14 protein-coding genes are annotated in these 12,612 nt (G+C 65.4%); 6 read left to right on the top strand and 8 right to left on the bottom strand.

Features of this window, described 5'->3' with window-relative positions:
- The first annotated feature begins 57 nt into the window (after window positions 1-57).
- Window positions 58-477: a hypothetical protein gene (locus tag BKG76_RS08635; RefSeq protein WP_070937296.1), complete on the top strand. Its 420-nt coding sequence runs from the start codon at window positions 58-60 to the stop codon at window positions 475-477.
- A 20-nt stretch (window positions 478-497) separates the two neighbouring features.
- Here the strand turns inward: BKG76_RS08635 and BKG76_RS08630 are convergent, their stop codons facing one another.
- Entirely contained in the window at window positions 498-1,019 is a 522-nt protein-coding gene (locus BKG76_RS08630; RefSeq protein ID WP_070937295.1) for a 2-oxo-4-hydroxy-4-carboxy-5-ureidoimidazoline decarboxylase, read from the bottom strand.
- Between the two features lie 114 nt (window positions 1,020-1,133).
- Between BKG76_RS08630 and BKG76_RS08625 the strand changes: the two genes are divergently transcribed.
- Entirely contained in the window at window positions 1,134-1,823 is a 690-nt protein-coding gene (locus BKG76_RS08625; RefSeq protein WP_070937294.1) for a hypothetical protein, read from the top strand.
- 3 nt (window positions 1,824-1,826) lie between these two features.
- Here BKG76_RS08625 and BKG76_RS08620 read toward each other — a convergent pair whose 3' ends face one another.
- Complete coding sequence (locus tag BKG76_RS08620; protein WP_070937293.1) at window positions 1,827-2,315, bottom strand: inorganic diphosphatase; 489 nt, start codon at window positions 2,313-2,315, stop codon at window positions 1,827-1,829.
- 91 nt (window positions 2,316-2,406) lie between these two features.
- Between BKG76_RS08620 and dacB the strand changes: the two genes are divergently transcribed.
- The 3 genes from dacB to tilS are packed head-to-tail and all read left to right on the top strand — an operon-like array spanning window position 2,407 to window position 5,812.
- The gene (gene dacB, locus BKG76_RS08615) at window positions 2,407-3,804 is read left to right on the top strand and encodes a D-alanyl-D-alanine carboxypeptidase/D-alanyl-D-alanine endopeptidase (protein WP_070939058.1); all 1,398 of its coding nucleotides are present in this window, start codon (window positions 2,407-2,409) and stop codon (window positions 3,802-3,804) included.
- The gene (locus BKG76_RS08610) at window positions 3,804-4,874 is read left to right on the top strand and encodes a zinc-dependent metalloprotease (protein ID WP_070937292.1); all 1,071 of its coding nucleotides are present in this window, start codon (window positions 3,804-3,806) and stop codon (window positions 4,872-4,874) included. The genes dacB and BKG76_RS08610 overlap by 1 nt, the downstream gene beginning before the upstream one ends.
- Window positions 4,875-4,930: 56 nt before the next feature.
- The gene (gene tilS / locus BKG76_RS08605) at window positions 4,931-5,812 is read left to right on the top strand and encodes a tRNA lysidine(34) synthetase TilS (RefSeq protein ID WP_070937291.1); all 882 of its coding nucleotides are present in this window, start codon (window positions 4,931-4,933) and stop codon (window positions 5,810-5,812) included.
- 6 nt (window positions 5,813-5,818) lie between these two features.
- Here tilS and BKG76_RS08600 read toward each other — a convergent pair whose 3' ends face one another.
- Entirely contained in the window at window positions 5,819-7,315 is a 1,497-nt protein-coding gene (locus BKG76_RS08600; protein ID WP_070937290.1) for a flavin-containing monooxygenase, read from the bottom strand.
- A gap of 122 nt (window positions 7,316-7,437) precedes the next feature.
- Between BKG76_RS08600 and hpt the strand changes: the two genes are divergently transcribed.
- The gene (hpt, locus tag BKG76_RS08595; protein ID WP_070937289.1) at window positions 7,438-8,019 is read left to right on the top strand and encodes a hypoxanthine phosphoribosyltransferase; all 582 of its coding nucleotides are present in this window, start codon (window positions 7,438-7,440) and stop codon (window positions 8,017-8,019) included.
- Here the strand turns inward: hpt and BKG76_RS08590 are convergent, their stop codons facing one another.
- From BKG76_RS08590 to BKG76_RS08570, 5 genes are read right to left on the bottom strand one after another with little or no spacing between them, the layout of a single operon-like run.
- On the bottom strand, window positions 8,020-8,622 hold the full coding sequence (locus BKG76_RS08590) for an SIMPL domain-containing protein (RefSeq protein ID WP_070937288.1): 603 nt from the start codon (window positions 8,620-8,622) through the stop codon (window positions 8,020-8,022).
- A 3-nt stretch (window positions 8,623-8,625) separates the two neighbouring features.
- Window positions 8,626-9,375 (bottom strand): SIMPL domain-containing protein, encoded by a 750-nt coding sequence (locus BKG76_RS08585; protein ID WP_070937287.1) that lies wholly within the window; start codon window positions 9,373-9,375, stop codon window positions 8,626-8,628.
- Window positions 9,376-9,399: 24 nt separating this feature from the next.
- Complete coding sequence (locus BKG76_RS08580) at window positions 9,400-10,431, bottom strand: zinc-binding dehydrogenase (RefSeq protein WP_070937286.1); 1,032 nt, start codon at window positions 10,429-10,431, stop codon at window positions 9,400-9,402.
- The gene (locus BKG76_RS08575) at window positions 10,431-11,633 is read right to left on the bottom strand and encodes an LLM class flavin-dependent oxidoreductase (RefSeq protein WP_070937285.1); all 1,203 of its coding nucleotides are present in this window, start codon (window positions 11,631-11,633) and stop codon (window positions 10,431-10,433) included. Before BKG76_RS08575 ends, BKG76_RS08580 begins: the two co-directional genes overlap by 1 nt.
- Window positions 11,633-12,598, bottom strand: a complete 966-nt coding sequence (locus tag BKG76_RS08570) for an alpha/beta fold hydrolase (protein ID WP_070937284.1) — start codon at window positions 12,596-12,598, stop codon at window positions 11,633-11,635. Before BKG76_RS08570 ends, BKG76_RS08575 begins: the two co-directional genes overlap by 1 nt.
- Window positions 12,599-12,612: the final 14 nt, after the last annotated feature.

Genomic DNA, 12,612 nt, shown 5'->3' with positions numbered 1-12,612 from the left:
CGCTCAGCGGGAATTCAACGATGGCCCACAGCTGCTCGCGTAGGTACCGTTGCGACTGTGGCGACGCAACATCAAACGTTTCGGGTCTTCACTGACGATGCTGCCGGTTGGCAGGAGCTGACCAGCGGAACGGGTGTTACCGCACGCGTCAACGCGCCCGACCTCAAGCAGGCGCAGCGGGCCCGACACTCCCTGCGCGCCGCGCACAAGGACGCCCCCGCGGTGATCCTGGACGTGTACGTGCACATCGAGGCGGATTCGCGATCGGCGCGTAAGCATTTCGCGAGCTTGCGGGTGCCGGCCGCGGTCTCGTACGCAGGCACTCCCGAAGGGCTGGCGGGTCTGATCGCGGACATCTATCTGGCCGGGGTGGCCGATGGGGTGACCCTGATTCCGGCATCGCCGAACACAGATATCGATTGTGCTGCACGACGGGTGTTCGCCCTGCTACCGCAGCGGGTCCCGCTGGCCGCCTAGCGCAGGCCGTGGCAGCCCGATCACCAGTTGTCGTAGCCGCCCTCGGGGCCCAGCATGCGCTCCAACCGGGTGCGGTTGATCTTCGCGAGTTCATTGCGGGTCACCTTGCGTTCGGTGTCCGCGTCGTGATGCATCCGATCGGAGATCGCCCGCAGTACCGAGGCCCCGTCCTGACCACACAGGTGCATGACGAAACGGTGGCCGAAATGATGTTCGTATCTGTGGGCGGCGGCTCGCAGCGCTGCCATCATCCCCGGCGTCTCATCGCGGATCGCGCACTGTTCGGCATGTGATCGCACGCTGCCAGGCCGTTTGCCCAGCGGAGGATAGGCCGTCAGCATCTCGTCCAGCGATTGCTCCGACAACGCGAACAATTCGTTATCTGCGCACCGGAACAGCGAATCGTGGTCCGCGAACGGACGTGTCGCGGCGATCTTCCTGGCCCAGGTCACACTGCCACAACACTCATACAGCGCGTGGACCGCTTTGGTGTCGGGCATCTGGTTGAACGTGTCGCGGCCGATGCCCTGATGCATCAACATATGACCATGATTCGACGGATGGCCGCTGTTCGCTAGAGGGGGACCGTTGATTTTGCAGGAGCTTAACGCGACGTAACATTGCACCGAGCAGGACTGGGGAAGGAGTGGGGGACAGTGACCGATCCGGCCTGGCAGGAATACCCGCAGGAGCCGTGGCCACCCGATGAGGTGATCCCGTATCCCGAGGATCCGAAGCCTCCGAAATGGCCGTGGATAGTCGCCGGCGTCAGTGTGTTGGCGGTGCTGGCGATAGCCCTGACCTCCATCTTGGTCATAACCCGCCGAACCGAGGTGGCCGCGCCGACCACGGTCACCGTCACCCCGTCGACAACCTGGACCGGGCCCAATGACGTCCCGCTGCCATCGACGACCGAGCCGCCTCCGACGACAACAGAGCCACCGCCGCCGCCGAACCCCAGTACCGGTGTCCAGACCACGCCGACGACCACCGAGGCGCCTCCGGTTCCCACCACCACCGAGGCACCGAAACCGGTGCCGACGACGGGTGAGGGCCCTGGTGGTTCGGGGCATGGCGGCAAGAGCGTGACGTACAGCGCGTGGGGCTCGGGCGCCGACCCGATGCCGCCGCATTTCGGCTTGAAGGTCAGTTATTGGACCGGCACTGAGTTGGTGACGATCCAAGACATCAAGCTGCCCTGGGGTGTGTCGGTGACGATAACCAACTCGGCGGCGTCACCGCGCATGGTCGTCGACTGGGGTGAGGCCAGTTGCTCCATCACCATCGACGGTGACGTGGTTGCCACGAACAGCGGCCCCATGGGCGCCGTCTGTGTTGCGCCCTGACGCTTAGTGCCCCTGGGTCTTGAGGCGCTCGAACGACGCAAGCACCTCGGCTTCTGCCTCGGCGCGGCCCACCCAGTCGGCGGCCTTGACGAACTTGCCGGGCTCCAGGTCCTTGTAATGCACAAAGAAGTGCTTGATGGCGTCCAGCTCGAAGCTCGAGACGTCACCGATGTCCTGGATGTGATCCCAGCGCTTGTCGCCGGCGGGCACACACAGCACCTTGTCGTCACCACCGGCCTCGTCAACCATCTTGAACATGCCGACGGGCCGCGCCTCGACGATCACGCCGGGGAAAACGGACTCGGGCAGCAGCACCAGCGCGTCCAGCGGATCGCCGTCCTCGCCGAGGGTGTTCTCGATGAACCCGTAGTCGGTGGGATAGGCCATGGGCGTGTAGAGGTAACGGTCCAGGCGCACTCGGCCGGTCTCGTGATCGACCTCATACTTGTTGCGCTGGCCCTTGGGGATCTCGATGGTGACGTCGAACTCCACACCCGCTCCTTGAATGTCGGTGGTACTTAACAGTCGGTCTTCGCGCAAGCGCTCATCCAGCGCGCACCAGGATAGCGATACCCTGCAGAGCATGGTCACCGCCAGGGCACTTGATCCGCGTCGCTGGCGGCGCTCTACCCATGTCCTGCTCGCCGTCGCTGTCGTGCTGGCGATTGCCGCTCTGGTACTGGCGGTGTCGCTGACCACCGGCGCCTCCACCGCTCACCAGTTGCAGAGCGATGATCCGGAACCGGCGCTGGTCACCCCGAAGCCGGGTGTGGTGCCGGTTTCCGATTCCGCGCCGATTCCGACGGCGGACGGCCTGGCACAGGCCCTGGACAAGACGCTGGCCGATCCGGCACTGGGCATGTTCACCGGGCGGGTAACCGACGCGCTGACCGGCCGTGAACTGTGGCAGCAGGGTTCCACGGTGCCGATGGTGCCCGCGTCCACCAATAAGGTGCTGACCGCGGCGGCGGCGCTGCTCACCCTCGACCGCGACGCCAAGCTCACCACTTCGGTGGTGGCCGATACCGCGGGACAACGAGGACTGGTGACGTTGGTCGGCGGTGGCGACCCGATCGTCAGCGCGGCCCCGGCGGATACCGACACCTGGTACCGCGACGCCGCACGCATCAGCGATCTGGCCGACCAGGTGCGCAAGTCGGGAGTCGCCGTCACATCAATCACGGTGGATATCAGCCGATTCGGCGGGCCGTCGATGGCGCCAGGATGGGACCCCGGCGATATCGACGGCGGAGATGTCGCGCCCATCCAGGCTGTGATGCTCGATGCCGGACGCACCCAGCCGACCGACTACGACTCACATCGTTCCGTCACCCCCGCATTGGACGCCGGTCGCGCGCTCGCCACGGCACTCGGAGTCGACCCCGACGCGGTGCGACTGGACGCGGCGTCTCCGGCTGCGAAATCCATTGCGTCCGTTCAGTCTGCACCGCTGATGGAACGGCTGCGGGAGATGATGAACGCCTCGGACAACGTCATGGCGGAATGCATCGGACGCGAAGTGGCGCTGGCCTCGGGCCGCCCGCAGTCCTTCGCGGGCACCGTCGACGCGGTGACGAGTCAATTGCGCAGTGCGGGAATTGATCTGACGGATTTGACGCTACGCGATTCGAGTGGACTGTCCGTGGACGACCGGGTAACCGCGCGTACCCTCGACGAGGTCATCGGAGCCGCCGCCGGTCCCGACAAGCCGAAGCTGCGGCCGCTGCTGGACGTGCTGCCCATCGCCGGTGGCAGTGGCACGCTGTCGGAGCGGTTCATCACGCAGAACCAAGCGTCGGCGGGCTGGTTGCGCGCCAAGACGGGATCGCTTACCGGTGTGAACACGTTGGCCGGAGTGGTGACCGATGTCAGCGGGCGGGTGCTCACCTTCTCGCTGATGCAAAATCACGCCACCGCGCCCACCGCGCGCAATGCGGTGGACAACACCGCTGCGGTGTTGCGGTCTTGCGGATGTAGCTGATGGTCGATTCGGGTCGGGCCGCGCGGGGCGACGTGGGAACCGAGAGCCCCGAATTGACGGTTGGCCGCATGGTCAACTGGGAGTTCGCCGCGACCGTGGGCGCAAAGTTGACGCGGCCTGCGCCACCCACCACCGAGTACACCCGTCAGCAGGCCATCGCCGAGCTGTCGGAGGCGGCGCGGCGAGCGGAGGCGCCGGTGCGTGAGCTCACCGGCCTGGCCGACGGTCTGCTGGTGCCGGAGGCGCGGATCATCGACCGCCCAAGTTGGGTCGCGGCCGCGGCAGAGTCCATGCGTTTGATGGCCGGCGGCGGCGAGGGGGCCACCGGATTCTTGTCCGGCCGTATCACCGGGGCGCAGACCGGCGCGGTGCTGGCATTCGTTTCGTCGGGAATTCTCGGGCAGTACGACCCGTTCACCGCCGACGGCGCGGGTGCGCTACTGCTGGTCTACCCGAACATCATTGCCGTCGAGCGTCAACTTCGGGTGGTACCAAGCGATTTCCGGACGTGGGTATGTCTGCACGAGGTGACGCACCGTGTGCAGTTCTCCGCCAACCCGTGGCTGGCCGGCTATATGTCGGGCACCCTGGCGACGCTCGCCAATGAGCAAGAGGAAGATGTGGCAGGCATGCTCGGCAGGCTGGCCGAGTTTGTTCGCTCACCGAAGACTCAGGGCGAGAACGGAATCGTCGATCTGCTGCGCGCCATGCAGTCCGAAAGCGGCAGGGATGCATTGGATCGCCTGTTGGTACTGGGCACGCTCCTGGAAGGGCATGCCGACCACGTGATGGATGCGGTGGGGCCGGCGGTTGTCCCGTCGGTGTCGTCCATCAGAGCCCGCTTCGAGGCGCGGCGCTCACGGAAGCAACCCCCGCTGCAACGGATCCTCCGTGCGCTCATCGGCATGGATGCCAAGATGCGTCAGTACACCCGTGGCAAGAAATTCGTCGACCATGTGGTGGGAAAGGTGGGGATGGAGCGCTTCAACACCATCTGGCGTGATGCGGAGACCTTGCCCAAGCCTGCCGAGATCGAGGATCCGGACCAATGGATCGCCCGAGTTCTTTAGCGCTCCGCGGCGCGGTCAAAATATTTGGTGCTCAATATCTTCCGGGCGCAGCGGAAGTGGCGGTAGCCCTTTCGGGCGGCGCGGATTCGCTGGCGCTCGTGGCGGCCGCCGTCGCGCAGGACTGGGCGGTGACGGCGCTCATTGTGGACCACGGGCTGCAGCGGGACTCTGCCGAGGTCGCTGCCCAGGCCCGGGGCCAGGCGCTGGCCCTGGGATGTCGTGATGCGTTGGTTCTTTCGGTGATCGTCGACGGTGTGGGTGGTCTGGAAGCGGCGGCACGCAACGCGCGATATGCCGCGCTAGAGCAGTCCAGGGGTGGGCTGCCGGTGCTCCTTGCCCATACTCTCGATGACCAGGCCGAGACGGTGCTGCTGGGGCTCGGGCGCGGATCCGGCGGGCGTTCCATCGCCGGCATGCGTCCTTGGGATGCTCCGTGGGGCCGGCCCCTTCTGGATCTTCGCCGGACCGAGACACGTTCGGCATGTGCGGAATTGGGTCTTACTCCGTGGGAAGACCCGCACAACGTGGACTCCCGCTTCGTCAGGGTTCGTCTGCGTCACGAGGTACTACCGCTGCTGGAGCAGGTTCTCGGCGGTGGTGTCGCCGAGGCACTCGCACGCACCGCCACATCGTTGCGAGATGACGGGGATGCCCTCGATGCGCAGGCCCGCGCCGCGTTCCCGGCTTCGGAGGGCCTGGCGATCGCGAATCTGCGCGGCTTGACGCCCGCGATCCGTCGCCGGGTGATCAGGCTCTGGCTGCTGGCCGGTGGCGCACAGGACCTGAACGACAATCAGATTCGCGCGGTGGACGCGCTTGTCATGCAATGGCGCGGGCAGGGCGGCGTTGCCGTGGGCGCCGATCTGCCGTACCAGCGATTGGTGGCATCCAGGTCAGGGGACGAGCTAGTGCTATCGGTTCACGACGTCGCTAGGTAATCGTCGCTAGGTGATCGCGAAGTCCTCGGGTATCGGGGAGGTGAGCGTGCGCCGGTATTCGACCGGCGGCCAGGGCCACAGTTCGGGTACGCCGTCGGCTCCCAGATACCAACTGTCGCATCCGGTCGACCACACGGTGTTGGGCATTGCCCGGCGCACCTCGGCGTTGAATGTCTCCGCGGCATGCGCGGTGGGTGCCACCGATTGCACGCGGCCGGAACGGATCTTGTCGATCCAGTGCATCGCGAATTTGACCTGTGTTTCGGCGATCGAGATGAGCGAGTTGTTGCCGATCGGGCTGTTTGGCCCGATCAAGAGGAAGAAGTTCGGAAACCCGGCGAGCCCCACGGCACGGTAGGCGCGCGGCCCGTCGCTCCACGCATCGCTGAGCTTGATGCCCTCGCGCCCGATGACCTCCATGGGACGTAGATATGAATGTGCGTCGAAACCGGTGGCGCACACCAAGATATCGAGCTCGTGCAGGACTCCGTCCTTGGTGATGACGCCCTGTGGCACGATGCGGTCGATTCCCTCGGTGAGTACCGAGACATTGGGCCGCTGCACCGCTGTGAAAAATGGCACCGACATCACCAATCGTCGGCACAGCGGTTCATAGTCGGGATGCAATTTCTCGCGTAGCGCCGGGTCGCGGATGAGCAGTCGGTGTGACGCCCGCACGAATCCCTGGATGAGCTTGCGGCGTGCGCCGGGGCTCACCACCGAGCCGCCCACTCCGCGTTCAAAGTAGAAGCGCCACAATCGATAGGAGAATCTGTTGAGGACGGGTACGCGTGACCAGATGGATTTGGACAGCGCGGAGTAGGTGAAGTTGGGAACCGGAGCGACCCACTGCGCGGAGCGCTGGAATACCGACAGGTGCTGTACCTGATCGGCGAGTGCGCTGATGATCTGCACCCCCGAGGAGCCGGTGCCGATGAGTCCGACCCGTTTCCCGGCATACGGCACCGTGTGATCCCAGCGCGCGGAGTGAAAGCACGGGCCGGCGAAGCTGCGCAATCCGTCGATCTCGGGAAGGCGTGGCAGGTGCAACACACCGGTGGCGCTCACCACGACGTCGGCGCTATCGCGACTGCCGTCGGAAAGCTCAAGCTCCCAGTGGGATTGACCGGGTTCGTCGACCCATTCGGCGCGCGTCACGGCAGTGCCGAAGCGGATGTTGCGGCGCAGATCCTGCTTGTCGGTGAATCTGACAAAGTACTGGTGAATCTCCGAACCCGGTGAAAATCCCTTGCTCCAAGCGGGATTCGGGGCGAAGGAGTACGAGTAGTAACGCGAAGGCACATCGCATTGCAGGCCCGGGTAGGTGTTGTCTCGCCAGGTGCCGCCGACCTCGTCGGCCTTCTCGTAGACGGTGAAGTTGGTGATGCCACGGTGCCGGAGGGTGGAGGCCATGCAGAGGCCCGACATGCCCGCGCCGATCACCACCACGCGGATATCGCGGGATCGTGGCATTTCAACCGCTTCGTAAGCGCCATTGCTCACGTTTCCATAGTGGCCTATTTCGTAAACAAAGTCACTAGGCAATTGGGATGAGCCGCTTGCGCGAAGACCGTCCGGGGAGGTCGGCTTGGATTGCTCGTGTCGTCCATGGCACGCTGTCGGTCGTGACCTGCGAACAGGATCAGGCATGCGGCGAGCAATACAGCGGCGACGTGAAATCGGTGCTGCTCACCGAGGAGCAGATTCGCGCCAAGACGCTGGAGCTCGGTGCCGCCATCGGCGAGAAGTACCGGGACATCCCGGGTGATCTGCTGCTGGTGACGGTGCTCAAGGGTGCCGTCATGTTTGTGTCGGATTTGGCCCGCGCCATTCCGATCCCCACCCAGATGGAGTTCATGGCCGTCAGCTCGTACGGCTCGGCAACCTCGTCCTCCGGGGTGGTGCGCATCCTGAAGGACCTGGATCGGGACATCCAGAACCTCGATGTTCTGATCGTGGAGGACATCATCGATTCCGGGCTGACCCTGAGCTGGCTCATGCGCAATCTCGCCTCACGCGGGCCGCGCTCGCTGAACGTGGTCTCGCTGCTACGCAAGCCCGAGGCCAAGAAGGTCGACGTCGACGTGGCTCTCGTCGGATTCGAGATTCCCAACGAGTTCGTCGTCGGTTACGGGCTCGATTACGGCGAGCGCTACCGCGATCTGCCCTTCATCGGCACGCTGCATCCGCGTGTCTACACCGACTGATCAACTCAGTTCCCACACCACCGTGATGGCGGCGGTCACCGTCTGCTGACCGGCCTCCACCGGCGGGCCGCCGGCGGCACGCAACATCGCGAACTCGGCCCGCGGCTGCGAGGTGCCTCCAGTCTCGTCGACGCGCAACACCTTGCCCAGGGTGGCGCCCGCCAGCGCGGCGTACTGCTCGGCCCGGGCCTTGGCGTCGGCGAACGCCCGTTCGCGTGCCTGGGTGGACAGCTCGGTGCTGTCCTGCAGATCGAAGCTCACCCCGGACAGTTGTGCCGCCTCACCTCCCGCGGTGACCGCCTTGTCCAGTACATCGGAGACCTTCGAGAGATCGCGAACGGTGATCCGCACCGAATTGTCGGCGGCGTAGCCGGTGATCCGGTTGCCGTCGAACTGCGGGTGCACCGACATCCACGCGGTGCGGACATCCTCGGCGGCCACCCCGGAGTCGAGCACCGCGTCGATCACCGCGCGGGCCTTGGCTTTCACCTCGGCCATCACCCCGGCGATGCGGCGGGACCGTACCGACACCCCGACGGTCGCCTGGAACACGTCGGGGCTGCCGCTGGCCTCACCGTGGCCGACAACCGTGATGTCGCCCATGGCCTAATTCAGCTCCCAGATGACACTCACCTGGAAGGTCACCGTCTGCTGTCCCGGTTCCAACGGCGGAGCAAACGAGGCGTCGGCCTGCATGGGGGCGCGCTTACCCATCATCGGAGCGGGCGGAGGCACCGAGCCGTGAGATTCGTCGATGCGCAGCACCTTGCCCAGTTGGGAGCCCGACAGACCCGCGTACTGCTCGGCGCGGGCCTTGGCGTCGTTGAAGGCACGCTCGCGGGCGCTCTTCATCAGATCGGCGTCGTTGTCGAGATCGAAGCTGACGCTGGACAACCGTGCGGCATCTCCGCCGGCCCGCACGGCCTTGTCCAGTACGTCGGAGGCCTTCTTGAGGTCGCGGACATTGATGCGCACCGAGTTGGTGGCGTTGTAACCGGTGATGTGCGGCGGACCGCCCGGGGGGTATGTCTGTTCCGGCTGGATGGACAGCTCGTTGGTCTGTACGTCTTCGCGGGACACCCCGGCCCCGACCACAGCGTCGATGACGGCCTGCGCCTTCTCACTCGCCTGCGACAGCGCGCCGGATACGTCCATAGCGGTCACCGATACGCCGACATCGGCGCGCAGTACATCGGGTGCGCCCCTGACCTCGCCCTTGCCCACCACCGTCACGTTCCGGGTGGATTCCGGGCTTCCGCTGGAATCGTCACCGCAGCCGGCGAGGAGTACCGCCATCGTCGCGGCGCCAACCAGGGCGGTTGTCCGCGTCAACGTGTTCCGTTTTAGTGCCCGCATGTCACTTCCTGTCCTCCCCAACCATTACGGCACCACCAAAATCTTGCAGTGGCGCTCCGGATCACCGAGATCGGCAAAAGCCGAACCGACGTCTTCCAGACCTACCTCACCGGTGACGAGCGGCGCAACGTCGATCTCACCGTCTGCGATTCGCCGGAGCGTCTCGGAGAACTCGGTGGGGTCGTAGGCGAGGACGAATTGCACCGCAACTTCCTTGGCGATCCCGAAGTAGGGGGTGATGGCATCGGGCTCCATGCAGACGCCCACCACCACCACACGTGAGCTGTGCGGAGCGTCGCGCAAGACCTCATTGAGGATGCCCGGCACCCCGACGGCCTCGAAGATCACCGGTGCGCCCTTGCCGATCCGGGACCAGGCTTCGAAGGTGGGCTCGATCGTGGGGTCGACGACCTCGTGCGCGCCCATGTGCCGCGCCAGCTCACGCCGGGCGGGCGAGAAATCCGCGGCGACAATCGGCTCGATGCCCAGGTGGTGCAGGGCGGCGATCACGGCTATTCCGACGGGCCCGCATCCGATGACGATCGCTCCGGTGCCGGGTTGGATTCCCGATTTGTTGACCGCGTGCAGACCGACCGCCATCGGCTCGGTCAGGGCGGCGTGCCGGGGATCGAGACCGTTGGGGATGGGCAGCAATAGCGGCGCGCTGAGCAGCATCCGCTCGGCATAGGCGCCCAGGGTGCTGTTGCTGTAGACGATGGGTTCGAGTCCCTTGGCGGACAGCAGGATCGGAATCGAGGTCACCGCGGTTCCGGGCGCGGGCGCTTGGGTCCCCGGGCCGGCCTCCATCACCTCGGCCGCGAACTCGTGCCCCATGAAGACATCGGCACCCAAGTCGACGCCGTCGGTGAGGCTCGGCATGCCCGCCATCTGTTTGGACAGTTCGATGGCCTGGGCGCCGTGCTTGGCGAAATGCAGGTCGGATCCGCAGATTCCGCAGGCAGAGACTCTGACCAGCACCTGGCCCTCGCCGGGAACCGGCTCCGGCACATCGTCGCGATAGATCATTGCGCCGTCGCGTAGCACCGATGCCCGCATTAGTTGGCCGCCTTCTGCGCTCGATCGTCCTGATGTTCCCCGATGGCCTTGGCGACCGCGTCCCCCGCGCGTCCCAGTAGCTCGCCACGCTTGGCCTGCGCCCAGTCGTGGGAAGCCTGGGCGGCGGTGAGCTGACCGGTGAAGTGTGGAATCACCGTGCGGGCGAACAGTTCGTAGGACTTGAATGTCGCCGCCGGTGACGCCCAGTCGTGGCCGAGCATGAGGAAGGTGCCGAATCCGCCGGACTTGTCGAGTAAGTCCTGGATGTATTCGATGGCGTCCTCGGGCGTGCCGATGCAGCAGTTGCCTTCGTCCACATAGGCTTTGACGAATTCATGCGGGTCGATGGTGCCGTCGGCACCGTCCGTGCTGTTGGCCAGCGGGAGTACCCCAACCGCCCCGAAGTAGTGCGCGTAGTCGGGCAGTCCGTAGGTGCAGTCCTCGATGGCCTGTTCGCGCGTGTCGGCCAGGTGCATGATGCCGAGCACTCGCCAGCTGGACCGGTCCGGTTCGGGATGGCCGTGGACTTCCGCCTGCTCGCGGACCACTTCCCATGCGTTCTCCAGCGCGGCGAATCCGCCCGGGATCGACGCCGACAAGGACAGCAGTCCGGCGCCCAGCTTGCCGGCCAACCGTGGCCCGGAGGGTGAAAACATGGCAGCGGTAAGGATTTCCGGATATGGATGGGTGTAGGGACGTAGTTGAAGTTGCGCGTCGCGGAGGGTGAACCAGGATGTTTCGCGGCTGATGCGTTCCTCCGGCGCCGCGCGCAGCAGGGCCAGGATCGCCTCCAGGGACTCTTCCTGCATCTGTCGCTGGTCGACCGGATCGATGCCCATCATGTAGGCGTCGGTCGGCAGCGCGCCCGGCCCGGTGCCGAAGATGACGCGGCCCCGGGTGATGTGGTCCAACAGGATCCAGCGATCCACCACCATCAACGGGTGGTGATAGGGCAGTGACACCACCCCGGTGCCCAGTCTGATGTGCTTGGTGCGCTCGGCCGCGGTGGCGATGAAAACCTCAGGGCAGGAGATCAATTCGTATCCACCGGAGTGGTGTTCACCGAACCATGCCTCGTGGTAGCCCAGGCGGTCCAGCGCGACCACGCGATCCAGGTCGTATTCCAAAGCGGTGGTGGGATTTTGGCCGACAGGATGAAACGGGGTGATGAAGGCGCCGAAGCGCAGAGGTGCCGCGGGCATCAGTGCGCAACCTCTTGCAGGAATTTCAGCAGCGCGGCATTGACTTCTTCTGGCCGCTCTTGCTGAATCCAGTGTCCAGCCCCGTCGATCAGGAGATCTCCCCGATTGTCGGTGCGGTACTTCATGCTCCCCGCATGGTCGGTGAATCCGAGTACCGGATCGGCGGCACCCGCGATGAACAGCGAGGGCACCACCACATTCGCGCCCGAAAGGCGTTCGGTGAGGGCCCAGTTGCGGTCGAAGTTCCGGTACCAGTTCAGGCCGCCGGTGAATCCGGTGCGGGTGAATTCGGCTATGTAGTGCTCCAATTCGGCTTCGCTGAGCCACTCGGGTAGTGCACCGGGGTCGGGCATGCGCTCGACGAATCCGGCCGGGCCGGGCGCGATCATCGCGGCGCCGTCGATGCGGGCCATCCCTGCCATCATGCGGCGCATCGTGGCGGCCGGGTCGCGATTGAGGTCGGCGTCGGCGACTCCAGGTTCCTGGAAGTACAGGATGTAGAAGAAGTTGTCGCCGAACAGTTTGTTCCATGCCTGTGTGGGAGGTACCTGGCTGCGCCGGGTGAAGGGCACCGACAGGCCGGCCACTCCCGCGACGCGCTCGGGGACGGCGAGAGCGGTGTGCCAGGTGACGACGGCGCCCCAGTCGTGCCCGATGAATGTCGCCTTGCCGGCCCCCACTTCGTCGAGGATCCCCAGCAGATCGTCGGAGAGCGCCTCGATGTTGTAGTCGTCGATATGTGCGGGCACGCTTGATCTGCCGTAACCCCGCTGATCCGGGGCGATGACGTGGTATCCGGCAGCGGCGAGTGCAGGGATCTGATGGCGCCAGGAATACGCCAGTTCGGGGAAACCATGGGCCAGGACGACTGCCGGTTGGCCGGGTTCACCCGCCTCGACGATGCGAAGGTGCACCCCGTTGGTGGCGATGTCACGTTCCCGGATATCCACTGCGGCGTCGGTCATGAGCGCATTCTCAC

The organism is Mycobacteroides franklinii, from assembly GCF_001853795.1.
Classification (GTDB): domain Bacteria; phylum Actinomycetota; class Actinomycetes; order Mycobacteriales; family Mycobacteriaceae; genus Mycobacterium; species Mycobacterium franklinii.
Note: the sequence above shows the minus strand (reverse complement) of the source record. Positions and strands in the feature narration are given on the sequence as shown.

Bases quoted from the DNA above. Each gene is read 5' to 3' on its own strand.
- BKG76_RS08630 (WP_070937295.1), bottom strand. From the start codon at position 1,019: ATGTTGATGCATCAGGGCATCGGCCGCGACACGTTCAACCAGATGCCC.
- dacB (WP_070939058.1), top strand. From the start codon at position 2,407: ATGGTCACCGCCAGGGCACTTGATCCGCGTCGCTGGCGGCGCTCTACC.
- BKG76_RS08610 (WP_070937292.1), top strand. From the start codon at position 3,804: ATGGTCGATTCGGGTCGGGCCGCGCGGGGCGACGTGGGAACCGAGAGC.
- BKG76_RS08590 (WP_070937288.1), bottom strand. From the start codon at position 8,622: ATGGGCGACATCACGGTTGTCGGCCACGGTGAGGCCAGCGGCAGCCCC.
- BKG76_RS08585 (WP_070937287.1), bottom strand. From the start codon at position 9,375: ATGCGGGCACTAAAACGGAACACGTTGACGCGGACAACCGCCCTGGTT.
- BKG76_RS08580 (WP_070937286.1), bottom strand. From the start codon at position 10,431: ATGCGGGCATCGGTGCTACGCGACGGCGCAATGATCTATCGCGACGAT.
- BKG76_RS08575 (WP_070937285.1), bottom strand. From the start codon at position 11,633: ATGCCCGCGGCACCTCTGCGCTTCGGCGCCTTCATCACCCCGTTTCAT.
- BKG76_RS08570 (WP_070937284.1), bottom strand. From the start codon at position 12,598: ATGACCGACGCCGCAGTGGATATCCGGGAACGTGACATCGCCACCAAC.